The 24,168-nt window shown below is 64.3% G+C and carries 22 protein-coding genes; 13 read left to right on the forward strand and 9 right to left on the reverse strand.

All coding sequences use genetic code 11. The features are described from left to right. The first annotated feature begins 26 nt into the window (after positions 1 to 26). Complete coding sequence (locus OJJ21_RS21385) at positions 27 to 236, forward strand: hypothetical protein (RefSeq protein ID WP_297689670.1); 210 nt, start codon at positions 27 to 29, stop codon at positions 234 to 236. Beyond that, positions 233 to 1,537, forward strand: a complete 1,305-nt coding sequence (locus OJJ21_RS21390) for an NAD(P)-binding domain-containing protein (RefSeq protein ID WP_297689672.1) — start codon at positions 233 to 235, stop codon at positions 1,535 to 1,537. Before OJJ21_RS21385 ends, OJJ21_RS21390 begins: the two co-directional genes overlap by 4 nt. An 8-nt stretch (positions 1,538 to 1,545) precedes the next feature. Here the strand turns inward: OJJ21_RS21390 and OJJ21_RS21395 are convergent, their stop codons facing one another. From OJJ21_RS21395 to OJJ21_RS21405, 3 genes are all read right to left on the reverse strand, one after another. Further along, positions 1,546 to 2,499 (reverse strand): aldo/keto reductase, encoded by a 954-nt coding sequence (locus OJJ21_RS21395; RefSeq protein WP_297689674.1) that lies wholly within the window; start codon positions 2,497 to 2,499, stop codon positions 1,546 to 1,548. A gap of 90 nt (positions 2,500 to 2,589) precedes the next feature. Beyond that, positions 2,590 to 3,936, reverse strand: a complete 1,347-nt coding sequence (locus tag OJJ21_RS21400) for an NAD(P)/FAD-dependent oxidoreductase (RefSeq protein WP_297689676.1) — start codon at positions 3,934 to 3,936, stop codon at positions 2,590 to 2,592. Positions 3,937 to 4,083: 147 nt separating this feature from the next. After that, on the reverse strand, positions 4,084 to 5,130 hold the full coding sequence (locus tag OJJ21_RS21405; RefSeq protein WP_297689678.1) for an alpha/beta hydrolase: 1,047 nt from the start codon (positions 5,128 to 5,130) through the stop codon (positions 4,084 to 4,086). A gap of 201 nt (positions 5,131 to 5,331) precedes the next feature. Here OJJ21_RS21405 and OJJ21_RS21410 point away from each other — a divergent pair, with 201 nt between their 5' ends. Then, on the forward strand, positions 5,332 to 5,808 hold the full coding sequence (locus OJJ21_RS21410; RefSeq protein ID WP_297689679.1) for a MarR family transcriptional regulator: 477 nt from the start codon (positions 5,332 to 5,334) through the stop codon (positions 5,806 to 5,808). Here the strand turns inward: OJJ21_RS21410 and OJJ21_RS21415 are convergent. The 3 genes from OJJ21_RS21415 to OJJ21_RS21425 are packed head-to-tail and all read right to left on the reverse strand — an operon-like array spanning position 5,805 to position 8,126. Then, positions 5,805 to 6,419, reverse strand: coding sequence for a LysE family translocator (locus tag OJJ21_RS21415; protein WP_297689680.1), 615 nt, complete (start codon positions 6,417 to 6,419; stop codon positions 5,805 to 5,807). The two genes, OJJ21_RS21410 and OJJ21_RS21415, sit on opposite strands and share 4 nt — an antisense overlap. Positions 6,420 to 6,474: 55 nt before the next feature. Further along, positions 6,475 to 7,350 (reverse strand): prephenate dehydratase, encoded by an 876-nt coding sequence (locus tag OJJ21_RS21420; RefSeq protein ID WP_297689682.1) that lies wholly within the window; start codon positions 7,348 to 7,350, stop codon positions 6,475 to 6,477. A 23-nt stretch (positions 7,351 to 7,373) separates the two neighbouring features. Next, on the reverse strand, positions 7,374 to 8,126 hold the full coding sequence (locus tag OJJ21_RS21425; RefSeq protein WP_297689684.1) for a 3-deoxy-manno-octulosonate cytidylyltransferase: 753 nt from the start codon (positions 8,124 to 8,126) through the stop codon (positions 7,374 to 7,376). A gap of 240 nt (positions 8,127 to 8,366) precedes the next feature. On the opposite strand from OJJ21_RS21425, the gene OJJ21_RS21430 reads away from it, so the two are divergent. The 9 genes from OJJ21_RS21430 to OJJ21_RS21470 are packed head-to-tail and all read left to right on the forward strand — an operon-like array spanning position 8,367 to position 18,812. Further along, on the forward strand, positions 8,367 to 8,909 hold the full coding sequence (locus OJJ21_RS21430) for a cytochrome c family protein (protein WP_297689686.1): 543 nt from the start codon (positions 8,367 to 8,369) through the stop codon (positions 8,907 to 8,909). A 37-nt stretch (positions 8,910 to 8,946) separates the two neighbouring features. After that, positions 8,947 to 9,747 (forward strand): histidinol-phosphatase, encoded by an 801-nt coding sequence (hisN, locus tag OJJ21_RS21435; RefSeq protein WP_297689688.1) that lies wholly within the window; start codon positions 8,947 to 8,949, stop codon positions 9,745 to 9,747. A gap of 18 nt (positions 9,748 to 9,765) precedes the next feature. Then, positions 9,766 to 11,610 carry an extracellular solute-binding protein gene (locus OJJ21_RS21440; protein WP_297689690.1) on the forward strand — a complete coding sequence of 615 codons (1,845 nt, stop codon included), beginning with the start codon at positions 9,766 to 9,768 and terminating at the stop codon, positions 11,608 to 11,610. Positions 11,611 to 11,619: 9 nt separating this feature from the next. Next, positions 11,620 to 12,225, forward strand: coding sequence for a GNAT family protein (locus OJJ21_RS21445; protein WP_297689692.1), 606 nt, complete (start codon positions 11,620 to 11,622; stop codon positions 12,223 to 12,225). Continuing rightward, positions 12,222 to 14,051, forward strand: coding sequence for an extracellular solute-binding protein (locus OJJ21_RS21450; protein ID WP_297689694.1), 1,830 nt, complete (start codon positions 12,222 to 12,224; stop codon positions 14,049 to 14,051). Before OJJ21_RS21445 ends, OJJ21_RS21450 begins: the two co-directional genes overlap by 4 nt. Positions 14,052 to 14,064: 13 nt before the next feature. After that, the gene (locus OJJ21_RS21455; protein ID WP_297689696.1) at positions 14,065 to 15,177 is read left to right on the forward strand and encodes a microcin C ABC transporter permease YejB; all 1,113 of its coding nucleotides are present in this window, start codon (positions 14,065 to 14,067) and stop codon (positions 15,175 to 15,177) included. Positions 15,178 to 15,182: 5 nt separating this feature from the next. After that, complete coding sequence (locus OJJ21_RS21460) at positions 15,183 to 16,220, forward strand: ABC transporter permease (RefSeq protein ID WP_297689857.1); 1,038 nt, start codon at positions 15,183 to 15,185, stop codon at positions 16,218 to 16,220. Further along, complete coding sequence (locus OJJ21_RS21465) at positions 16,217 to 17,881, forward strand: ABC transporter ATP-binding protein (protein WP_297689698.1); 1,665 nt, start codon at positions 16,217 to 16,219, stop codon at positions 17,879 to 17,881. Before OJJ21_RS21460 ends, OJJ21_RS21465 begins: the two co-directional genes overlap by 4 nt. A 1-nt stretch (position 17,882) precedes the next feature. Then, entirely contained in the window at positions 17,883 to 18,812 is a 930-nt protein-coding gene (locus OJJ21_RS21470) for a glyoxylate/hydroxypyruvate reductase A (protein WP_297689699.1), read from the forward strand. A 19-nt stretch (positions 18,813 to 18,831) separates the two neighbouring features. On the opposite strand, the gene OJJ21_RS21475 is transcribed toward OJJ21_RS21470, so the two are convergent. The 3 genes from OJJ21_RS21475 to OJJ21_RS21485 form a co-directional block, all read right to left on the reverse strand. Continuing rightward, positions 18,832 to 20,529: an AAA family ATPase gene (locus OJJ21_RS21475; protein WP_297689701.1), complete on the reverse strand. Its 1,698-nt coding sequence runs from the start codon at positions 20,527 to 20,529 to the stop codon at positions 18,832 to 18,834. 191 nt (positions 20,530 to 20,720) lie between these two features. Then, entirely contained in the window at positions 20,721 to 21,122 is a 402-nt protein-coding gene (locus tag OJJ21_RS21480) for a hypothetical protein (protein WP_297689702.1), read from the reverse strand. A 64-nt stretch (positions 21,123 to 21,186) separates the two neighbouring features. Next, positions 21,187 to 23,361 carry a primosomal protein N' gene (locus OJJ21_RS21485; protein ID WP_297689704.1) on the reverse strand — a complete coding sequence of 725 codons (2,175 nt, stop codon included), beginning with the start codon at positions 23,359 to 23,361 and terminating at the stop codon, positions 21,187 to 21,189. 133 nt (positions 23,362 to 23,494) lie between these two features. Between OJJ21_RS21485 and fsa the strand changes: the two genes are divergently transcribed. Then, complete coding sequence (gene fsa, locus OJJ21_RS21490; RefSeq protein ID WP_297689705.1) at positions 23,495 to 24,163, forward strand: fructose-6-phosphate aldolase; 669 nt, start codon at positions 23,495 to 23,497, stop codon at positions 24,161 to 24,163. Positions 24,164 to 24,168: the final 5 nt, after the last annotated feature.

Consider the following 24,168-nt stretch of genomic DNA (forward strand, 5'->3'; position numbering starts at 1 on the left):
TTAAATGAGCCGTTGGGGGAGAAACCATGCGCGTTGTCATCACCGGCGCCGCCGGATTCACCGGCCGCAAGCTGACTGCCGTCCTGATCCGGCAGGGCCAACTCATGGGAGCCGGTGAAGCTCCTGCTCCGATTTCCGAACTGCTGCTGGCCGATCACGTCGATTTCGACGCGCCCTCGACCGGTACCGGCAGCATCACGGACATCATCGACGCCTATCTGAAGGACGCGGCATGAGCGAGGGAAAAATCTGCATCATCGGTGCCGGATCCTCGGGCATCGCCGCCGCCAAGGCGCTGAAGCAGAAGGGCCTGGACTTCGACTGTTTCGAGAAGGGTTCGGATATCGGCGGCAACTGGCGTTACAACAACGATAACGGCGTGTCGGCGGCCTATCGCAGCCTGCATATCGATACCAGCCGCAAGAACCTGCAATACCCCGATTTCCCGACGCCTGACGACCTGCCGGATTTCCCCTCGCACTGGCAGGTGATGCAATATCTTGAGGAATACGCAAACCATTTCGGCATCCGGCCGCATATCCGCTTCCGCACCAGCGTGACGAAAGTCGAACCGGCAGCCGATGGGCAATGGACAGTGACGCTGGAGAACGGCGAGACGCTGACCTACCGCGCCGTGATCGTCGCCAATGGCCATCTGTGGGACACGCGGCTGCCGGATTTCCCCGGCAGCTTCGGCGGCATGCAGATCCATTCCCATGCCTACAAGACGGCCGCGCCGTTCGATGACCAGCGCGTGCTGGTGGTCGGCATCGGCAATTCGGCGGTCGATATCGCCGTCGACCTGTGCCGCCGGGCGCGCAGCGTGCATCTCTCCACGCGGCGTGGCGCCTGGATCATGCCGAAATACATCCTCGGCATCCCGACCGACCGCTGGGGCGCCTTCCTGTCACGCAAGCTGAAACTGCCGACCGTGCTGGCTCGCATGATCGTCAACAGACTGATGTACCTGACCGTGGGCGACCAGCGGCGCTACGGGATGCCGACGCCAAAGCATCCGATGTGGCGCGAGCATGCCACCATCAGCCAGGAACTGCTGCCCTATATCGGCCATGGCTGGATCAGGGTGAAACCGAATGTGGCCAGGCTTGATGGCGCGCGCGTCCACTTCGCCGATGGCAGCGCCGAGGATTTCGACGCCATCATCTATGCCACCGGCTACAAGACCAGCTTTCCCTTTCTCGATCCGGCGCTGTTCCAGGTGAAAGACAACGAGGCGCCGCAACTCTATCGCCGCATGCGCGCGCTCAACCAGCCGGGCCTGTATTTCGTCGGCCTGGTGCAGCCGATCGGCGCCACCATCCCGCTGGTGGAAATCCAGTCGCGCTGGCTGGCCGGCGTGCTGACCGGCGAAATCGCGCTGCCGACGCAGGAGGCGATGCAGTCGGAAGTGCGCGAGCACTGGCGCGGCGTCAAGCGGCGCTATGTGGACAGCGCGCGCTATACGCTGGAGGTCGATTACCGCGACTACGCTCGCAACCTGCGCACCGACATGGAAAGCGGCCGAGGTGGCTATTAGGGCCGGAACTAGGCGGCGTAGGGCAGCGGATCGAGCAGCGCATTGACCTCGGCCAGGTCCGTGGCCGACAGCACCGTTTCGCCCGCCTGCACATTCTGCTCCAACTGCTCAGGCTTCGTGGCGCCGGCAATCACGCTGGAGACCTGCGGCCTGGCCAGCAGCCAGGCGAAGGCCAGTTCGGTCATGCCGATGCCACGCTTGTCGCACCAGGCGCGCAGGCGTTCCAGCGTGGCGAGATTGGCCGGCGTCATGTAGCGGTCGGCGAGCCGCTGGGTATTGGCAAGCCGCGAGCCTTCGGCCGCCGCACCTGCCCTGTGCTTGCCCGTGAGCAGCCCGCTGGCGAGCGGGAAGAACGGCAGGAAGCCGAGACCGAAGCGGGCGCAGGCCGGCAGCTGCTCCATCTCGGCCTTGCGGAACACCAGGCTGAGCTCGTCCTGCGCCGAGACGAAACGGTGCGTGCCGAGCTGCTTCGCCGTCCAGTCGGCATCGGCGAGCTGCCAGGATGTGAAATTGGAATTGCCGATATAGCGCACCTTGCCCTGGGTGATCAGGTCATCCAGCGCGCGCAGCGTCTCGTCGATCGGTGTGCGCGGATCGGGCTGGTGCTGCTGGTAGAGATCGATCCAGTCGGTCTGCAGCCGGGTCAGGCTGTCTTCCACCGCCTTCATGATATAGGCCCGCGAGGCGCCGACCTTTTTGCCGCTGTCGTCCATCGGCATGGCGAATTTGGTCGCCAGCACGATGTCCTTGCGCCGCGCGCCCAGGATCTTGCCCATCTGGGTCTCTGAACCGCCCTTGTTGCCGTAGACATCGGCAGTGTCGAACAGCGTGATGCCGAGATCGAGTGCCTTGTGGATCACCTTGCGCGAGGCTTCGAGGTCGAGGCGCATTTCGAAATTGTTGCAGCCGAGGCCGACTTCGGAAACCAGAAGGCCGGAGGTACCGAGATTGCGGAATTTCACGGGAGGAACTCTCTGTCAGGGAAAAGCCGGGCGCAGTATCGGACTCCCACATGGATACCGGCAAGCGCGAACCAAATTGGTTCGGCTATTTTAGCCCAGCACCCTCAGCGCTTCCGTCGCCGCGATCCGCCCCGAGAGCCAGGCGCCGGCCGCCGAGCCGATCCAGTCGACCGGGGCGAAAGCCTCGCCGGCGAACAGCACGCGGGCGCGGCCGGCTAAGCTGGTGAGTGCGCGGCCGGCATTGCGCCGCGCGGTGGCAAAGCCCGGCTTCGCGGCAGCAACCGCACCGCGACTCCAGGGATCGCGGCCCCACTGGGTGGCGACGCCCTTCACGAAGCGGCGATCCACCGCCTCGCCCAGCATGGCGCGCAGCTGGCTGCGCGCGGCGGCGATCATCGCCGCATCGCCGCGCCCTTCGAGATCGCGCGCATAGTCGCCGCCGACCTGGGCGACGACCAGGGGCAGCGCCTGCGCATTCAGCCGCAGGCTCATGGCACGCGTGCCGCTGACACGCAGCAGCGCCTGGGTATTGGCCGGAGCATCGAAGGTGCCGGCTTCATACTGCAGCGCGATGCGGTCGATCAGTCCCATGGTCATGCGGCCGACGGCCTCGCGCTGCGGCTCGGGCAGCCCGGGCTGGAAGACGATGCCATCCTTCGCCGCCAGCAGGCCGAGCGGCACTGTGACGATACAGGCTTCCGCCTTCACCTGCCCTTCGGCGGTGGCAACCGTAACGCCGTTGCCGTCGGCCCAGTCGATCCGCACCACCGGGCGGTTGAGAAATACCGGCAGGCCGGTGGCCGATTGCGCCAGCCAGGTACCGAAACCACCCGGCAGCCAGGCATCGTTGCCGGTGCCGGCGAGCCGCGGCGCATCCAGCGCCGACAGGGCGGAGAATTCGACCCCGACATGCAGCGGCCCGGCCAGCGCCTTGGCCAGATCGATCCAGCGGCCGGCAGGGCCGCCTGCCTCCAGCTTGATACGGCTGGCCAGCGATACATCGGTGCGCAGCGCGCGGGCATCGAGCAGCGCATCATCCAGCTTGTCATAGGCAAAGCCGAGCGCGTCATAATCGTGCATCTCGGCATCGCGCACCGGATCGCCACTGCGCTCCTGGTCGAATAACCAGAAATCGCCTTCGTCGGGCTGCAGCCGCACCTCGCGATTGCGCAGTTCGGTGGCGAGCGGATTGATGTCGGCCGAGCGCAGCAGCGAGGCGCCGAGATCGACGGCAAAGCCGAGCGAGGATGTGTCGGTCCAGATGCGGCCGCCGATGCGGTCGCGCGCTTCCAGCACCACCACGCTGCGGCCGCGCTCCTGCAACATGCGCGCCGCGGTCAGCCCGGCCAGGCCGGCGCCGACGATGACGATCTCGGTTTCGCCCGGCAGCGTGACGGCACGGCTGCCGAAAGCCGGCAGCAGACCCGCCGCCGTCATCGCCACTGCCTGCCCTAAAACCTGTCTGCGCGTCGCCGTTGTCATGGGCCGGCATTATGCCGTGCCGTCACGCCTGGCGCAAAAGTAAAGCCGGGCCGCGAGGCGGCCCGGCTTGGTCAGTGTCGATACAGTCAGCGTCGACCGGACTTACTTCCGGAACGCCTGCCGCAGGGCCGCATTGGCCTGCGCGATGGCACTGCGGGTGGCCGGGCTGTCGGCGAGACCATTCAGCATGACGAAGTCGTGAATGGCGCCGTTGTAGCGCGTCGAGGTAACGCTGACACCGGCCTGACCCAGCTTGCGGGCATAGGCTTCGCCCTCGTCGCGCAGCAGGTCATTCTCGGCCACGATCACGGTGGCAGACGGCAGACCCTTGAGCTGTTCGACCGATGCCTTCAGCGGGAAAGCCAGCGCATCGTTGCGGACAGCGGCCGGATAATGCGCATCGAGGAAGAAATGCATCGCATTGGTGGTCAGCCAGGGGCCGTTGCCGTAAGCGGTATACGAGGCATTCTGCGAGATGTCGTCGGTCACCGGGTAGAACAGGACCTGATGGCCGATCTGCGGACCGCCGCGCTGCTTGGCCAGCAGAGTCACCGCCGCCGCCATGTTGCCGCCCGCCGAGTCGCCCGCTACCGCCAGCCGGCTGGCATCGACATTGAGCGCCCTGGCATTCTCGGCCACATATTTGGTGGCCGCATAAGCCTCCTCGTTCGGCACCGGATACTTCACTTCGGGCGTGTTGCGGTAGTCGACAAAGACAACGGCGGCATTGGCGCCGACGGCGATCTCGCGGATCAGGCGGTCATGGGTGTCCTTGCCGCCGAGCATCCAGCCGCCGCCATGGAAGTACATCACCACCGGCAGAGGCGCGCTGACGCCTTCAGGGCGGACGATGCGGACATTGACACTGCCGAGCGGGCCGGTCGGCAGGCTGAGGTCCTGGATCGCGGCGGGCTGCCTGGCCACCGGGCCAGCCTGGGCGCCGGACAGCACCTTGCGGGCAGCCTCGGGCGACAGGGTGTAAATCGGCGGGCCACCGGCAGCGGTGACGGCATCGACGAAGTTGCGGGTAACCGCGTCCAGATTGGCCGACTGGGCATTGGCAGGCTGGGCGATGCCGGCCGCACCGGACAGGGTGACGGCCAGGGCCGTGGAAGCCAGAATCTGGCGGGTATGCTGAATGATGCTCATGATACGTGCTCCTGTGTGTCGGGTGACCGGGCCCACCGTCCGGGCGCCGGGTCCGTCTGGCGGACAGTTATTATTTATCGCGATAAGCATTCTTATGATAACTGTTTGTTTGGCATAAGAGCCATGCATAAATCGTATGATAAATTCTATCGTGATATATAATATGAGCAGGCCAGCTCCCAGCTGGTGAGGAGACTCCCCATGCCCGCCCCGTCACGTCCCCAGGCCGCCGAACCGGCCGAAACGCAGCTCGGCGACATGCTGTGTTTCGCCGTCTATTCCGCCGGCCTCGCCTTCAATCGCCTGTACAAGCCGCTGCTGGACCAGCTCGACCTGACCTATCCGCAGTATCTGGTGATGCTGGCGCTATGGGAGCAGGACGGGCAGACCGTGGGCGGCCTGGGCGAGAAGCTGTATCTGGAATCGAGCACGCTGACGCCGCTGCTGAAGCGGCTGGAGGGCAACGGCTATGTGCGGCGCGTGCGCAATCCCGACGACGAGCGCCAGGTGCAGATCTTCCTGACCGAGGCCGGCCGGGCCCTGAAGCTGCCGGCAACGGCCTGCCCGGCCACGACGCTGCAGGCGCTGCAGCGCAGCCCTGACGAGCTGCTGGCGCTGAAGCGCGAGGTCGAGACGCTGCGCGATACGCTCAACGCCTTCATCGCAGCGCGCAGCTAGCGCAGAATCATGACCACCGACGCGGCCAGCATCAGGCCCGTCACGATGTTGAAGGCGCGCTGGCGCCCGGGGCTGCGCAGCAGGCGTTGCGCCGCCGCACCGAAGACCAGCCAGACCAGTCCGCTCGGCAAAGCGGCCGCCACGAAAACCAGCGCGAAACCCGCCGCCTGCAGAACGGCATCGCTGTCACCACCCGGCAGATAGGTGGCGACCGCGCCGGCGCTGACCAGCCAGGCTTTCGGGTTCACCCATTGCAGCGCTGCGGCGCCGAGGAAACCGGCCGGACGCGGTGTGGCGGCATTGCCGCCGTCACCGACCGGGGCGCTGGCGATCTTCCAGGCGAGCCAGAGCAGGAAGCCGGCGCCAAGGAGGCGGATACCGAGCAGGATCTGCGGCTGCGCCAGCACGATGCTGCCGAAGCCGTAGGCGGCCAGGAACATCATCGACCCCATGCCGGCCGACACGCCGAACAGGCAGGGCAGGCCGCGCAGGAAGCCGGCCTGTGCGCCGGTGGCGACCAGCAGCACGTTGCTCGGTCCCGGCGTGATGGCGGCCACCAGCGAAAAGACGAAGAAGGCGGCGGTCTGCCCGACAAACTGTTCCGGAGTCATGCCGCCAGTGCAGCATCGGCGGCGGCGGCGGTCTGGAAGATTTGTGCAGCGTCGATCAGCTCTGCGCGCGGAAGGGATGCGCGCCGAACACGCCGATGATCTTCAGCGAGGAGCTGAAATATTCCAGTTCCTGCAGCGCCAGGTCGACGCTCTTATGCGCCGGATGGCCTTCGATCTCGGCGTAGAATTCGGCCACCTGGAACCCGTCGGACAGATAGCTTTCCAGCTTCACCACGTTGACGCCGTTGGTGGCAAAGCCGCCCAGCGCCTTGTACAGCGCGGCCGGCACGCTGCGCACGCGGAACATGATGGCGGTCAGGGTATTGGCTGCCTTGGGATCGGGATCGCGGCGCTGGCGTTCCAGCTTGATGAAGCGCGTGGTGTTGGTGGGATTGTCCTCGATGTCGGCGCGCAGCACCTGCAGGCCATAGAGTTCGCCGGCAATCGAGGAGGCGATGGCGGCTTCCTCGGGGCTGTTTCGTTCGGACACATCCTTGGCCGAGCCGGCGGTGTCGCTGGCGACGATCGCGTCAAGTCCCAGTTCCTTGATCACCTTGCGGCACTGCGACAGGCCCTGCACATGACTGTATACGCGCTTCACTGTCTTCAGCGCGGCGGCCCTGGGCGCCAGCAGCTGGTGCCGCACGCGCAGAAAGTGCTCTGCCGTGATGAACAGGCCGCCCTCGGGCAGCAGCTGATGAATGTCGGCGACGCGGCCGGCGGTGGAGTTCTCGATCGGGATCAGGCCGCAGGCCGCACGGCCCTCGCGCACGGCTGCGAAGGCATCCTCGAAACTGGCACAGGGCAGCGGCACCAGATCGGGCAAGGCCTCGCGGCAGGCCAGATGCGAATAGGCGCCCGGCGCACCCTGAAAGGCCACGATCCGCGCCGGATCGGTGGCTTCCGTGGCAATGCTGGCGACAGGCGACATGGCGGACTCGATTTCTTTGGAGTTTATTTCGGCTGCATGACGGCGCGGATGCGCTCAAGATCGGCCGGAGTATCGACACCGAGCGGAAGCGTGTCAACGACAGCCGCCGCGATGCTCATGCCGTTTTCCAGCGCACGCAGCTGTTCGAGACTCTCGCGCTTTTCCAGCGGCGAGGGTTTGAGCGAAACGAAGCGCTCCAGCGCGGCACGACGATAAGCGTAGATACCGATGTGATGCCACAGCGGCCCCTCACCGCCCGGCACCGGCCTGCGGCTGAAATACAGCGCACGGCCTACCGTCTGGCCCGGCGCCAGGCTCAGTACCGCTTTCACCACATTGCGGTCGTCGATCTCATGGCTCTCGATGATGGGCGTCGCCAGCGTAGCAATGTCGATGGCAGCATCTGCCAGCGGGATCAGCGCGGCCGCGATTACCTTCGGATCGATGGCGGGCAGGTCGCCCTGCAGGTTGATCACGGCGTCATGGCGGCCGTCGGGGTCGAGTTTCTGCAGCGCCTCGAAGATGCGGTCGGAACCCGAGGGATGCGCCGGGTCGGTCAGCACCGCCTCACCGCCGGCGACCCGCACGGCTTCGGCGATGGCAGCATCGCCGCAGGCCACGGCGACACGGGCGAAGCCGGCCTCCTGGGCGCGGCGCAGGCAATGCACGATCATCGGCAGGCCATGGATGTCGGCCAGCGGCTTGTCCGGCAGGCGGGTCGAGGCCAGCCGCGACGGGATCAGCACGATGGGGTTTTTCGGAGTCGCGGCGGTCATTGTTTAGGCCTTGAAATAGCAGCGAGATCGGCGGCAGGACCGGAACCGGGCCGCACGCCGCCCCGGTGCGGCACTTCGCCGCAGCCCGAGCCGCCGCAGGCCCTTCCCGGCGGGATATATACGGGTTGCGAACGGGTCGGGGAAGCCGCTAATGTCGCGGCGATTTTCCAGCCGTTTCGGCCGCTTTGCGGCCCGCCGGCCGTTTAAAGACCAGCTATGCCGTCCCGGGAGTCTGACGCAATGAATAGTTTCGAGCTCAACAAGATCGCCGGCGCGGTGCTGTTCTGCCTGCTGATCATCATGGGCGTCAATCAGTTCGGCAACATGCTGATCCATCCGAAGACGCTGGCCGAGCCGGCCTTCAAGATCGAGGTGGCCGAGGAGGCCCCGAAGGGCGGCGCGCCGGCCGCGGCCGAAGAGCAGGACCCGCCGGTTGCCGGCCTGCTGGCCGCTGCCAGCGCCGATGCCGGCAAGAAGGCCTTCGGCAAATGCGCCGCCTGCCACAGTGTGGACAAGGGCGGCCCCGCCAAGGTCGGCCCGAACCTGTTTGACATCGTGCAATCGCCGAAGGGCCATATGGCCGGCTTCGCCTATTCGGATGCGATCAAGAAGACCGAAGGCGCCTGGACCTACGAGAATCTCTACACCTTCCTGAAGAACCCGAAGGCCTATGCCCCCGGCACCAAGATGGCCTTCGCCGGCGCCAAGAGCTCGAAGGAGCGCGCCGACCTGATCGCCTATCTGCGCAGCCTGTCGGACAGCCCGAAGCCGCTGCCGAACTGAGCCCGAGCGTTTTCCAATCAGGGCCGGGAGCGTTGTCATGACCGACACCCCGGCCCTTTTTGCTGCCCAGGCCGATGCACTGGTTGCCTTCGCGCATGACCTGGCCGAACTGGCCCGCGCCGAGATCCGGCCGCATTTCCGCCAGCCCATCGATGTCGTCAGCAAGGCCGATGCCTCGCCGGTGACGATTGCCGACCGCAATGCCGAAGCGGCGATGCGCAAGGCGATCGAGGCGCGCTATCCCGATCATGGCATCTTCGGCGAGGAATACGGCCCGGTTCGCACCGATGCCGCCTGGCAATGGATTCTCGACCCCATCGACGGCACCAAGAGCTTCGTCTCCGGTCTGCCGATCTTCGGCACCCTGATCGCCCTGACCTTCGAGAACCGGCCGGTGTTGGGCGTGATCGACCAGCCGATCATGGCCGACCGCTGGATCGGCGCCATGGGCCGGCCGACCGAATTCAACGGCAAGCCCGCCCGTACCAACGCCGATCGCGGGCTGAAGGACGCGGTGGTGATGACCACCTATGTCGACAGCTTCACCGAGTCTGAACTGGCGGCGTTCACGACATTGCGAAAGGCCTGCCGCATCAATCGCATGTCCGGCGACTGCATTTGCTATGGTATGCTGGCATCGGGTTTCGCCGATCTGGCGCTCGATGGCCGCATGCAGCCCTATGACTATGCCGCGCTGGGGCCGGTAGTGGCCGGGGCCGGCGGCGTGATCACCGACTGGGAAGGCAGGCCGCTGGACATGCGCGGCCGATCCCGCGTTCTGGCTGCAGCAAATCCGGCGCTGCACCGGGCTGCCCTGGAGTACCTGTCCGGAGCCTGATTTTACAGGAGCGATTTGATGCGATCTGTGCTGCTGCCTGCCCTCCTCGCCCTCGCCCTTGCAACACCCGCCACTTTTCAGCCGTCCTGGGCCCAGACTCAGTCTTCCGACACCAAGACCAGTCACGCGCTTACGCTCGGCGATGCGCCGAAATACGCCGCCGGCTTCAAGCAACTCGATTACGTGAACGCCGATGCACCCAAGGGCGGCGAATTGCGACTGTCCACGCCAAGCGGCTTCGACAGTCTCAACCCCTTCATCCCGAAAGGCGACTCGGCGCCGGGACTCGGCATGATTTACGAGACGCTGATGGCGCAGACACCGGACGACGACCTGTCGGAATACGGCTTGATCGCTGAAACCGTCGAAGTACCCGGGAATCTAAGCTGGATCGTGTTCAATCTGCGAGCCGAAGCCAAGTGGGCCGACGGCAAACCGATCATGGCGGAGGATGTGGCCTGGAGTTTCGAGCAGATCAAGACGGCCGGCGAGCCGATGCTCCAGCTTTACTATGCCAATGTGCAGAAGGCCGAGGTGCTGGGCCCGCGCAAGGTGAAATTCCATTTCTCAGGCCCGAAGAACCGCGAACTGCCGCAGATCATGGGCCAGTTACCGGTGCTGCAGAAAGCGCAATGGGAAAAACGCGGCTTCGACAAGGTGACGCAGGACAAATGGGAGGGATCGGGCCCTTACCGCATCGAAAGCGTCGAGTCGAATCGCAGCGTCGTCTATGCGAGGCGCGACAACTGGTGGGCCAAGGACCTGCCGATCAACAAGGGCCGCTACAATTTTGATCGCATCCGCTACGACGTCTATCGTGACCAGACCGTGGCGCGCGAGGCCTTCAAATCTGGACAATACGATTTCCGTGGCGAGAATAGCGGGCGCGAATGGGCCACCTTCTACGACTTCCCAGCCGTCCAGCAGGGGTTAGTGAAGAAGGAGATGGTCAAGCATGACCGGCCAGGCAACATGCTGGGTTTCATCTTCAATACCCGCCGCGAGAAATTCCAGGATGTGCGGGTGCGCCGCGCCCTGATGCTGGCCTGGGATTTTGAATGGGTGAACAAGAACCTCGCCCACAGCGCCTATTATCGGCCAAGCAGTTATTTCGACAATTCGGAATTTGCCGCCACCGGCACTCCATCGCCCGAAGAACTGAAACTACTGGAACCGCTTCGCAGCAAGCTGCCAAAAGAAGTCTTCGGTCCGGCCTGGCAGGCGCCGATATCCGATGGCAGTGGCCAGGATCGCAAGAACCTGCGCGAAGCCGCGCAATTACTGAAGAGCGCCGGCTGGGAAATCAAGGACGGCAAGCTGGTCGATGCCAAAGGTATCGTCTTCACCCTTGAGTTCCTGATGCAGGACCCCAGCTATGAGCGCATGGCCGCCCCCTGGGTCCAGAGCCTGCAGCGCCTTGGCATCCAACTCAACATGCGTGCCATCGACAGCGCTCAGTATATCCGTCTGCTGCGTAGCTTCGACTACGATGTGGTTTACTCCGGCTGGGGGCAGTCCAGTTCCCCCGGCAACGAGCAGCGCAGTTACTTCTCTTCCGCGGCTGCCGACAATCCCGGCGGACGAAACTGGCCCGGCATCAAGGATCCGGCGGTGGATGCCCTGATCGAGGCCGTGGTGCAGGCACAAAGCCGCGCCGATCTGATCGTCGCCACGCGAGCACTCGACCGCGTGCTGACCTGGGGCCATTACATCGTGCCGAGTTTCGGCCTGAATGCCGATCGCATCGCATATTGGGATAAATTCGGTAAGCCGGAGAGATACCCCAAGAATGGCGTCGATTTCATGGCCTGGTGGGTCGATCCCGCCAAGGTGGCGAAACTCAATGCCAGCAAGCCGCAGTAAAGAGATCCCATGACCTGGCTGAAACCCGTCACCCTGCAGGACAGCGCCGTTGCCCTGGTGCCGCTGAGCCACGACCATCGCGCGGCGCTGGCCGAAGCCGTGCAGGACGGCGAGCTGTGGAAACTTTGGTACACACTGATCCCGACGCCGGACGGCATGACCGCCGAGATCGACCGGCGGCTCGGGCTGCAGGACAAAGGCGCCATGCTGCCCTTCACGGTGATCGACAAGGCACAGGACAAACCGGTGGGCATGACCACCTACATGAATGTGGATGCAGCCAACCGGCGCGTCGAGATCGGTTCGACCTGGTATCGCAAAAGTGTGCAGCGCACGGCACTGAACACGCGCTGCAAGCTGATGCTGCTGACCTATGCGTTTGAGCAACTCGACTGCATCGCCGTCGAATTCCGCACGCATTTCTTCAACCACCAGAGCCGCGAGGCGATCCTGCGGCTGGGCGCCAAGCAGGATGGCATTCTGCGCAACCACCAGATCGCCGGTAACGGCACGTTGCGCGACACCGTGGTGTTCAGCATCCTGCCGCCTGAATGGCCGACCGTGAAAGCGCATCTGCGCCATCGCCTGCATCTGACCGAGGGGCAAGACGCGTGAAGCTTGCGGCAATCCTGACCGCCGCCCTGCTGCTGGCCAGCGCTACAATCCCTGTTGATGCCTGGGCGCAGCCGCGTCACGGCCTGTCCGCCTTCGGCGACCTCAAGCACCTGGCCGGCTTCACGCATTTCGATTACGTCAACCCCAACGCCCCCAAGGGCGGCGAGCTGCGCAGCTGGCAGCTCGAGTCCTTCGACAATCTCAATCCGCTGATCCTCAAGGGCGTGATGGCCCGCAATCTCAGCCTGGCCTTCCAGAGCCTGATGGCGCGCGGCATGGACGAGCCGGATGCAGTCTATGCCGATCTGGCCGAAAGCGCCGAGCTGGCCGCGGACCGTAGCTGGGTAGCCTTCAACATCAATCCACGCGCCCGCTTCAGCGATGGCTCCCCGGTGACGGCCGAGGATGTCGTTTTCACCTTCGAGGCCGCCAAGAGGGACGGACATCCAGTCTATCAGCTGGTGCTGCGCGATGTGGACAGCATCACCACCGAAAGCCGGCTGCGTGTGGTGTTCCGCTTTGCCGAAACCGAGAGCCGTCGCGACCTGCCGCTGACCGTCGCCCTGCTGCCCATCCTGCCAAAGGCCTGGTTCGCGACGCGCGACTTCGCCAGCCCGACGATGGAGCCGATCCCGGGTTCCGGCCCGTACAAGATCAGCCGTATCGATGCCGGACGCAGCGTCGTCTTCGAACGGGTGAAGGACTGGTGGGCCAGGGATCTGCCGGTCAATCGCGGACGGCATAATTTCGACTGGTTCCGTGACGACTACTACCGCGACCGCGACATCGCGGTGGAGGCCTTTTTTGCCGGCGAATACGATTTCCGCGAAGAGGTGATCGCGCGCGTCTGGGCCACCGGCTACCAAGGCAAGCCGGCCTTCGATGCCGGCAGGATCAAGCGCGAGGTGCTGAAAGACGAGACACCCTCGGGTGTGCAGGCCTGGTTCCTCAACAGCCGCAAACCGCATCTGAGCGATCCGCGCGTGCGCCAGGCGATCAACCTGGCCTACGATTACGAATGGGCCAACAAGACGCTGTTCTACGGCCTCTACAAGCGCACACGCTCGATGTTCGAGAATTCCGACCTGGCCGCCACCGGCCTGCCGAGTGCGGCCGAGCTTGAGCTGCTCGGACCCTTTCGCGACCGCATCCCGCCCGAGATTTTCACGCAGGAATTCCAGCCGCCGCGCACCGACGGCTCGGGCAACAACCGCGCCAACCTCAAACAGGCCCAGGCCCTGCTGCTGGCAGCCGGCTGGGTGATCAGGGACGGCAAATTGGTGGATGCCAGGGGCAAGCCCTTCGAACTGGAATTCATGCTTTACGAGCCGAGTTTCCAGCGCATCATCAATCCCTTCGCCCGCAACCTGGAGCGCATCGGCATCACCATCTCAATCCGCGTGGTGGATATCGCCAGTTTCGAGAACCGCATGCGCAGCTTCGATTACGACGTGATGTCGCGCCGCTTCGTGCAGCCGCTGACACCGGGCATCGAGCAACGGAACTACTGGGCCTCTCGCTCGGCCACCACGGTGGGCAGTTTCAACTTCTCCGGCGTGAACGACCCGGCGGCGGACGACCTGATCGAGCATATCGTGAAAGCACGCAATCGTGATGAGCTGCGCGCCGCCACCCGCGCGCTCGACCGCGTGCTGATGTGGGGCTGGTATGTGGTGCCGCACTGGTACAGCGGCACCTTCAAGCTGGGCTACTGGGATCGTTTCGCCCGTCCGGCACAGAAGCCGGTCTACGATGTCGGCCTGACCGATACCTGGTGGGTCGATCCGGCGAAAGACAAGGCCTTGAACCTGCCGCGGCAGAGATGACACACTGACCGCCATGCTCGCCTATATCCTCCGCCGCCTGCTGCTGATCCTGCCGACCCTGCTCGGCATCATGGTGATCAATTTCGCCATCGTGCAGTTCGCGCCGGGCGGCCCGGTGGAGCAGGTGATCGCCCAGGTCACTGGCACAGCAGCCGATGCCACGGCGCGCATCTCGGGCGCCACCGGCGGCGAGACCGGCCCCGGCGCCGGCGCCTTCGCCCAGGCCGCCGAGGGCGCCAGCGCGCGCTATCGCGGTGCCCAGGGCCTGGACCCGGAATTCATCAAGCGGATCGAGAAACAGTTCGGCTTCGACAAGCCGGCGCATGAGCGCCTCTGGCTCATGCTGAAACAATATGCCCAGCTCGATTTCGGCGTCAGCTACTTCAAGGACCGCCCGGTGACGCAGCTCATCATCGAGAAGCTGCCGGTCTCGATCTCGCTCGGCCTGTGGACCACGCTGCTGGTCTACATGATCTCGATTCCGCTCGGCATCGCCAAAGCGGTGCGCGATGGCAGCCGTTTCGATATCTGGACTTCGGCCGCCATCGTGGTCGGTTATGCCATCCCGAGCTTCCTGTTTGCCGTGTTGCTGGTGGTGCTGTTCGCCGGCGGCAGTTTCGTGCAGTGGTTTCCGCTCCGTGGCCTGACATCCGACAACTGGGCGCAACTCAGCCTGATGGGCAAGGTGACAGACTACTTCTGGCATCTGGTGCTGCCGGTGACCGCCATGGTGATCGGCGGTTTCGCCGGCCTGGTGATGCTGACCAAGAATTCCTTCATGGAAGAAATCAACAAACTCTATGTGCTGACCGCGCGCGCCAAGGGGCTGAGCGAAGGCCGGGTGCTGTATGGCCATGTCTTCCGCAATGCCATGCTGATCGTGATTGCCGGCTTTCCGGGCGCCTTCATCGGGATTCTGTTTACCTCCTCGCTGCTGATCGAGGTGATCTTCTCGCTCGACGGCCTCGGCCTGCTCGGGTTCGAGGCAGCGCTGAAACGCGATTACCCGATCATGTTCGGCTCGCTGTTCATCTTCACCCTGCTCGGCCTGATCGTGAACCTGGTATCCGACCTGATGTATGTGCTGATCGATCCGCGCATCGATTTCGAGAGCCGCGACGCCTGATGCAGATGGCTCCGCTCAAACTCAGCCCGATCAACGCCCGGCGCTGGCGCAACTTCCGCGCCAATGGCCGCGGCTTCTGGTCGCTCTGGGCCTTCCTGATCCTGTTCGTGCTCAGCCTGTTCGCCGAGTTCATCGCCAATGACTCGCCGCTGGTCGTGAAATACGACGGCGGCTATTACTTCCCGGTGCTGAAGGCCTATCCGGAAACCACGTTCGGCGGCGATTTCGAAACCGAGGCGAAATATCGCGACCAGTTCGTGCAGGATCTGGTCAGGGAAAAAGACGGCTGGATGCTCTGGTCGGCGATCCGCTACAGCTACCGCACCATCAATTACGATCTCGGCCGCCCGGCGCCCTCGCCGCCGACGGCAGAGAACCTGCTCGGCACCGACGATCAGGGCCGCGACGTGCTGGCGCGGCTGATCTACGGCTTTCGCATCTCGGTGCTGTTCGGCCTGGTGCTGACCGCGCTCAGCTCGGTGATCGGCGTGGTCGCTGGCGCTGTGCAGGGCTATTTCGGCGGCCTGACCGACCTGCTGTTCCAGCGCTTCATCGAGGTCTGGTCCGGCCTGCCGACGCTTTACCTGCTGATCATCCTGGCCAGTATCGTGCAGCCGAATTTCTGGTGGCTGCTCGGCATCATGCTGCTGTTTTCCTGGATGGCGCTGGTCGGCGTGGTGCGGGCGGAATTCCTGCGCGCCCGAAATTTCGGCTACGTCCGCGCCGCCCGCGCGCTCGGCGTTTCCGATATCTCCATCATGTTCCGCCACCTGCTGCCCAATGCCATGGTGGCGACCCTGACAATGATGCCTTTCGTTCTCAACGGCTCGATCACCACGCTGACCGCACTGGATTTCCTGGGCTTCGGCCTGCCGCCGGGCTCGCCCTCGCTCGGTGAACTGCTCAGCCAGGGCAAGACCAATATCCAGGCGCCCTGGCTCGGCATCACCGCCTTTGCCGTTCTTGCCATCATGCTCAGCCTGCTCATCTTCATTGGCGAAGCCGTGCGCGACGCCTTCGATCCGCGCAAGATTTTCAAATGAGCGCTGTCGAAATGAGCGCCAGACAGACCCCTCTCCTGCAGGTGCGCGATCTCAGCACGCGTTTCGGCCAGGGTGCCCCGAATGCGGCGGGGACTGTCGATGCCCTGAAACATGTTTCCTTCGACATCGCACGCGGCGAGACGCTGGCGCTGGTCGGCGAGAGCGGTTCGGGCAAATCGGTAACGGCGCTGTCAATCCTGCAGCTGCTGCCCTACCCGCTGGCCAGCCATCCCAGCGGTTCGGTCCGCTTCCGCGGCGAGGAAATGCTGGGGGCATCGTCGGACGTGCTGCAGCGCATCCGCGGCAACCGCATCGCCATGGTATTCCAGGAGCCGATGACCTCGCTCAATCCGCTGCATACCATCGAGCAGCAGGTCAATGAGGTGCTGTTCCTGCACAAGCGACTGGACAAGGCGGCGGCGCGGGCGCGCACGCTGGAACTGCTGCGCCTGGTCGGCCTGCCGGATGCCGAGAAACGGCTCGGCGCCTATCCGCACCAGCTGTCAGGTGGCCAGCGCCAGCGCGTGATGATCGCCATGGCGCTCGCCAACGAACCAGACCTGCTGATCGCCGACGAACCGACCACGGCGCTGGATGTCACCATCCAGGCGCAGATTCTGAAACTGCTGAAAGACCTGCAGCAGAAACTCGGCATGGCACTGCTGCTGATCACGCATGACCTGAATATCGTGCGCAAGGTGGTCGACCGCGTCTGCATCATGACGCATGGCGAGATCGTCGAGCACGGGCCAGTCGCCCAGGTCTTCGCCCAGCCGCAGCATGCCTATACGAAAAAGTTGCTGGCGGCCGAACCCAGGGGCATCGCCGCTGTGGCCGCCATAGACGCGCCAGTGGTGATGGACGCCCGCGACGTCAAAGTCTGGTTCCCGATCACGACCGGACTGCTGCGCCGGACCATCGGCCATATCAAGGCCGTGGACGGCGTGTCACTGCAGGTGCGCGCCGGCGAGACACTCGGCGTGGTCGGCGAAAGCGGCTCGGGCAAGTCGACCCTGGCCTATGCGCTGCTGCGGCTGCAGAAAAGCGAGGGCAGCATCCGCTTCCGCGACAGCGAACTGCAGGGGCGCAGCTGGGGCGAGATGCGGCCGCTGCGCAAGGACATGCAGATCGTTTTCCAGGACCCGTTCGACTCGCTGAGCCCGCGGCTGTCGGTTTTCCATATCGTTGCCGAAGGCCTGGCCGTGCATGGTATCGGCGGAAATGAAGCCGGTCGCCGCAGCCTGGTAGCCGATGCGCTGACCGAGGTCGGTCTCGATCCCGCCACCATGGACCGCTACCCGCATGAATTCTCCGGCGGCCAGCGCCAGCGCATTGCCATCGCCCGCGCCATCGCCCTGAAGCCGAAATTCATCGTGCTCGACGAGCCGACCTCGGCACTGGATATGAGTGTGCAGGCGCAGATCGTCGACCTGTTGCGCGATCTTCAGGAAAAGCACGGCCTCGCCTATCTGTTCATCAGCCACGACCTGCGCGTGGTGCGGGCGCTGGCCGACCGCGTCATGGTGATGAAGGACGGTAAGGTGGTGGAAGAGAATACGGCGCAGCAGATCTTCACCGCGCCACAGACCGACTACACCCGCGCGCTGATCGCCGCCGCCTTCGATATCGCAGTCCATCACGCAGCCGCCGTCAGGATGTGACGTGGCCCTGCTGATATACACCAAGGCGCATGATCCGGCAGCCTGGGCTGCCGAATTGAACAAGCTTGCGCCCGATCTCGACATCCGCCGGCATCCCGACACGGGTAATCCGAACGAGATCGATGTCGCCCTGGTGGCCAAACCGCCGCCCAGCCTGCTGCGTAGTTTTCCGAATCTCAAACTGATCCATGCTTTCGGCGCCGGCGTCGATGCCATCCTGGCCGACCCCGCGCTGCCGCGTCATGTGCCGCTGGCCCGCGTGATCGACGACCGCCTGACCGTGGCAATGACCGAGTATGTGCTGCTGCATGTGCTGCGCTTCCATCGCCAGGTCGATGCCATGGCAAGCAACCAGCGTAACCGCGCCTGGAAATGGCTGCCGCCGGTGGATGCCGCCGAACGTGTGGTCGGCATCATGGGCATGGGCACGCTCGGCATGGCGGCGGCGCAGAAGCTGGGCCAATTCGGCTTCCAGCTGGTGAGCTGGAGCCGCGGCCTGAAGGCCGTGGACGGCGTCACCAGCTTCCATGGCGAAGAGCATCTCGACAGCTTCCTGCGCCTGTGCAACGTGCTGGTCTGCCTGCTGCCCCTGACGCCGGCGACGCGCGGCATCATCAACCGGCGCACGCTCTCCCTGCTGCCGCGTGGCGCCTATGTCATCAACGCCGCCCGCGGCGGCCATGTGGTGGAGGCCGACCTTCTGCATGCGCTGGACAGCGAATGGCTGTCGGGTGCGACGCTCGACGTGTTCGATGAGGAACCGCTGCGCGACAATCACCCTTTCTGGACCCATCCGAAGGTGACGGTGACGCCGCATAACGCCGCTGACAGCATCCCGGCCCAGGTGGCGCCGCAGATCGTCGACAATATCCGCCGGCTGCAACAGGGCCTGCCGCTGTTGCGCCTGGTGGATTACGGCCGGGGCTATTAATCAGCCGACCGCCGACCTCTCACAGATCGAGATGCCGGCCGTCGATTTCCAGGTGATTGTCGGTGACGATTGCCGCGCCCTCCGGTGAGGAGGCGCGAGTGGCATGCTCGTCGGCCCAGCGGCGCATTGCAGCGATTTCAGTCTGCCGCATCTTGGCGAGCGGAACCAGGCGTTCGAGGGCCACTTCCAGATCGCTCATCGTCAGGTCGACATCGGAATCGCCATGCCTGCGCCGTTGAAATGCCGCGATCAGCGCTTCATTGACCCAGGAATTGATCTCGGCACCGGTTAGCGCGATATCGGCACCGAAATGCTCCGGGCCAGCCATCGTAGCCAGACGATCAAGATCGAAATTCTTCGGGTCCCGCCCGGTATGGCGAATATGGATATCGATGATCTCGAGCCGCTCCTGATGATTGGGCAGGTCGACAAAGAAGATTTCGTCAAACCGGCCCTTGCGCAGGGCTTCGGGCGGCAAATGCTCGATGGCGTTTGCCGTGGCAAAGACGAAGACCGGCGATTCCTTTTCCTGCAGCCAGGTCAGAAAAGTTGCCAGCACGCGTAGTGACGTGCCACTGTCGCCGACATAGCCATGCGTGCGCGGCAAGCCTTTTTCGATTTCATCGATCCACAGCACGCAAGGCGCTACCGCCTCGCAGACCTGGATAGCCTCACGCATGTGGCTTTCCGACGATCCGATCAGGGACGAGAAAACCTTGCCCATATCGAGATGGATCAGCGGCAGCTTCCAGGTCGCTGCCACGCTCTTGGCCGACAGAGATTTGCCGCAACCCGGCACACCGGTGATCAATACGCCCTTCGGCGAAGCGATGCCGAAAGTGCGGCCGGCCGCGGAGAAAGCCGCGTCGCGTCGGGTCAGCCACAGCTTCAGCAGATCCAGGCCGCCAACGTCATCAAGAGAAAGCTTGCGCGCATCGATATATTCGAGAATTCCGCTCTTGCGCACGATCTGCTGCTTCTGCAGGAAAATCGACTGCACATCGCGGTCGTCGAATTTCATATCATCGACAATCGCCTTTGACAGGCAGTTGTCGATCTCGGCCATGGTCAATCCGAGTGCGGAATCGACCATGCGGGTGACCAGTTCGGGATTCGGATCGACCTTGAATCCGCGATTGGGCCTCAGTTTCTCGATCAATCCGGAAACATGAGCCTCGATCTCGTCCCGGCTCGGCAATGGCAGATCGATCACGGTGACTTCTTTCTCCAGCTCCTCGGGAATGGCGAGGCTCTGCGAGATCACCAGGCAATTGGCGTGATAGCCGCGCGAGCGGATCGCAATCACCAGATCGCGCATTTTGCGGCTGTAGATCGGATTGACGCCCCGGCCCGACAGGTAGGGATAGGGATCGAGGAAGACGAAGAGATAACCGCCCTTGTGCCGGTCCTTATGCACCACCATGCGGTCGAACAGTTCCAGAGCCGATGCCAGATCGCTTAACGCCGCCTGTGCGGCCGCTGGAAACGGCCCCTCGACATTGCCAACCAAATCGTGGCGATCGACCGGCTGTCCGTCCAGATTATGCACCCCGCGACTGGCGCTCCAGAGAATCAGCTTCTTGTTCAGTTCTGCAGCGATCGCACCCAGCGCGACCAGCGCGCGATCCTCTTCATAGGTTGCGATGTGGACCAGAGGATAGCGGGCCCGGATCAGCATCCGCAGTTCGCTGAGGAAATCGTTCAGATTACGCAACATATGGACACCCCCGGTGGCAGGCCCGGCAGGAGCGAGCCTCGGCACGGGTTTCCCATCCTGTCGACGTGCCGTGGCTATGGCATTGATCCCTGTCAATCGGGAGTGTTCGGCCCCGTTCACTCAGGATTGTCGGAAGCGCCTCTGGATAAAGGAATATCCGGAATTCTTCAGTCCGGCATCGGCCGCCGCCGTCACTCCCACTTGCGGAAGACTTCGACGAATTTCTCTTCGCCGCAGGCAATGAAATAGCCGCGCAGGGTGCAGTTTTCGCTCTCGCCCAGCCGCGAGCGCGCCGCCTTGAGCGCCGGCAGCATTTCCTTGGCCAGCTGCTTGTCCCTGAACCGCATCACCTCGCCCTGGGTGCGGGCACCGTCGTAGATCACACCGAGGCTTTCCTCGGAATTGATCTCGGGCCGCCGCTTCTGGAAGGTGTTGAGGCTTTTGAGGCCGCCGGTCCTCTGGATGAACTGCTGGAAGTTGCTGAGGCTGGTATGGCGTTTGTCGGGCGCCGTCTCCTTGGCTTCAAAACAGCCCGCGAGCAGGCCAACAGCAAGGAATGCCGCGCCGAGCGCGGGCAGACGTACATACCGCATGGGTGTTCTTCCCCTTAGAAACGGCCAACCACCCGGCCGTGCCGCCACTTTAAACGGCCAAGCTTTAAAGAAAGCTATAGGGATCGATATCAACCGTGCGTTTTACACCTGACGGTAGTTTTACCTTGGCCATCCATTCCCGCAAAGCAGCAGGCACATCGATTTCCCGCTGCGCCTTCAGCAACAGGCGCTCGCGGTAGCGGCCGCGCAGGTAATGCAGCGGCGCCGGCGCCGGGCCGAGCACCGAAAGACCATTCCCGCGCGGCGCCGCGCGCGCCAGCGCGCGCGCCGCCTGCTCCACCTCGGCCTGGTCAGTGCCGCTGACGATCACGGCTGCGAGCCGGCCGAAGGGCGGCATGCCGGCGCGCTGCCGCTCCGCCATCTCGGCCGCCAGAAACCCGACCGTGTCGTGGCGGCTGAGGGCGGCGATCACCGGATGCTGCGGATCGAAACTCTGCAGCAGTACGCGACCGGGATGGGCGGCGCGACCGGCTCGCCCTGCCACCTGGGTCAGCAGCTGGTGCGTACGTTCGGCCGCGCGTGGATCGCCGCCGGCAAGACCAAGATCCGCGTCGATCACACCTACCAGAGTGAGCAGCGGGAAATGGTGGCCTTTCGCCACGATCTGCGTGCCGATCAGGATATCGATTTCACGCCGCTCCATGCGCTCCAGCATCTCGCCGATCATGCGCGGCGTATTGGCCGTGTCGGAGGCCATCACCGCCAGCCGCGCATCGGGGAACAGCATGGCCGCTTCCTCGGCCAGCCGCTCGACGCCAGGGCCGCAGGCCTTGAACTTGTCCTCGGCATTGCAGCTCGGGCAATGCTGCGGGAGGCGTTGCTGGTGGCCGCAATGATGGCATTGCAGGCGGCCATGGCGTTTGTGTTCGACCAGCCAGGCGGCGCAGTTCGGGCATTGCAGGCGATGGCCACAGGCGCCGCACAGCGTCAGCGGCGCATAGCCCCGGCGATTGAGGAACAGCATGGCCTGCTCGCCGGCCGCGATCGTTTCGGTCAGTGCTGCCACCAGCGGCGCGCTGATGAAACGCTGCGCAGGGAGCCTTTCCCTGCGCATGTCGACGATCTCGATGCGCGGCATGCTGGCGGCATTATGCCGTTCGGGCAGCACGGCATGGGCATAACGCCGACGCGCCACATTGTTCAGGCTTTCCAGCGACGGCGTGGCCGAAGCCAGAATAACGGCGATGCCCTCCAGCTTGGCGCGCACCACCGCCATGTCGCGGGCGTTGTAGATCACGCCTTCCTCCTGCTTGTAGGAGGCATCGTGTTCCTCGTCGACCACAATCAGGCCGAGATCGGCATAGGGCAGGAACAGCGCCGAGCGCGCGCCGATCACGACTTTCGCCTCGCCGCGACTGATCGCGCGCAATGTTGCCGCCCGCCGCCCTTCCGGCATTTCCGAATGCCAGGCCCAGGCCGGCGCACCGAAACGCTGCTCGAACCGGTCCAGAGACTGCTGTGTCAGCGCGATTTCCGGCAGCAGTACCAGCACCTGCCGGCCGCGCGCCAGGGCCGCCGCCACCGCCTCGTAATACACTTCCGTCTTGCCCGCGCCGGTGACGCCTTCCAGCAGCGTGACGGAGAAATCATGCGCCTCGGCGGCCGCACGCAGGGCTGCGGCCGCCTCGGCCTGCAGCGCATTCAGCGCCCGGCCCGGCCGTTGCCAGTCCGGTGCCGGCGGCGGGCGAAAGGCCGGCACCTGGTCCGCAACCAGCGCACCGAGTTCCAGCAGCTTGCGCACCACGGCCTGTGACACCGCCGCGGCCTCGGCCAGTTCGGCGACGCTGAGACCCGGCTGCCCGCGCACGATCTCCAGCACACGCTGCCGCTGCTCGCTCGTCTTCACGCCGCTCGCGTCACCGAGCCTGAGTACCGCCCGCGACGGCGGCGGCTCGATCAGCGCGCGCGGTTCGGGCAGGCACATTTTCAGCACCGCGCCGGTCGGGTTCAGCGTATAGGCGGCAACCCAGTCGACCAGTTTGCGCAAGGGTTGCGGGATCGGCGGTGCATCGCAGCGGCGCAACACGTCCTTCAGCTTTGCCTTTTCCGGCAACGGCTCTGGCGTACCGTCCCAGACCACGCCGAGCGAGACGCGATTGCCGATCGGCACCTCGACGATATCGCCAGGCGCCAGCGGGCCCGCGCTACCCGCCCGGTAGGTAAAGGGCTCAGCCAGCGGCAGGGGCAACAGGACATGGATCAGGTCGGCAGGCGTCAACGTTGTACCGGTCAATAGGTGCCGGGAGTTTGGCTGGAAGCACCAGGCCCGGTCGGGTATTGTTAACCATCCTGCTTATAGCATCGGCGGCTGATTCGGGCAGACCCGGGCCGCCCCCAAGGAGTGATCAGGAATGAAATTTTTCGTCGATACTGCCGATATCGCCGAGATTGCCGAGCTGAACGACACCGGGCTGCTGGATGGGGTGACCACCAATCCGTCGCTGGTGGCCAAGACCGGCAAGGATTTCGTCGCCACGATCAGGGAAATCTGCAAGATCGTGAAAGGCCCGGTCTCGGCCGAGGTGACCGCCACCGATCATGCCGGCATGCTGGCCGAGGGCCGCAAGCTGGCGGCATTGGCCACCAACGTGGCCGTAAAAGTGCCGCTGACCATGGATGGCCTGAAGACCTGCAAGGCGCTGGCTGACGACGGCATCATGGTCAACGTCACGCTGTGCTTCTCGCCGGCGCAGGCGATTATGGCGGCGAAGGCCGGTGCCAGCTTCATCTCGCCCTTCGTCGGCCGGCTTGACGATATCGGCCAGGACGGCATGCAGCTGATCGCCGATATCGTGCAAATCTACAACAACTACCCCGATTTCAAGACCGAGGTGCTGGTCGCCTCGATCCGCCATCCGATCCATCTGATCGAATCCGCCAAGCTGGGTGCCGATGTGGCCACCGTGCCGCCGAATGTGCTGAAGGGACTGATCAAGCATCCGCTCACCGACAAGGGGCTGGAGGCCTTCCTCGCCGACTGGAAGAAGACCGGCCAGTCGATCCTGGGCAACGACAGGTAACGGGC

Source organism: Ferrovibrio sp. (assembly GCF_025869515.1).
Classification (GTDB): Bacteria; Pseudomonadota; Alphaproteobacteria; order Ferrovibrionales; family Ferrovibrionaceae; genus Ferrovibrio.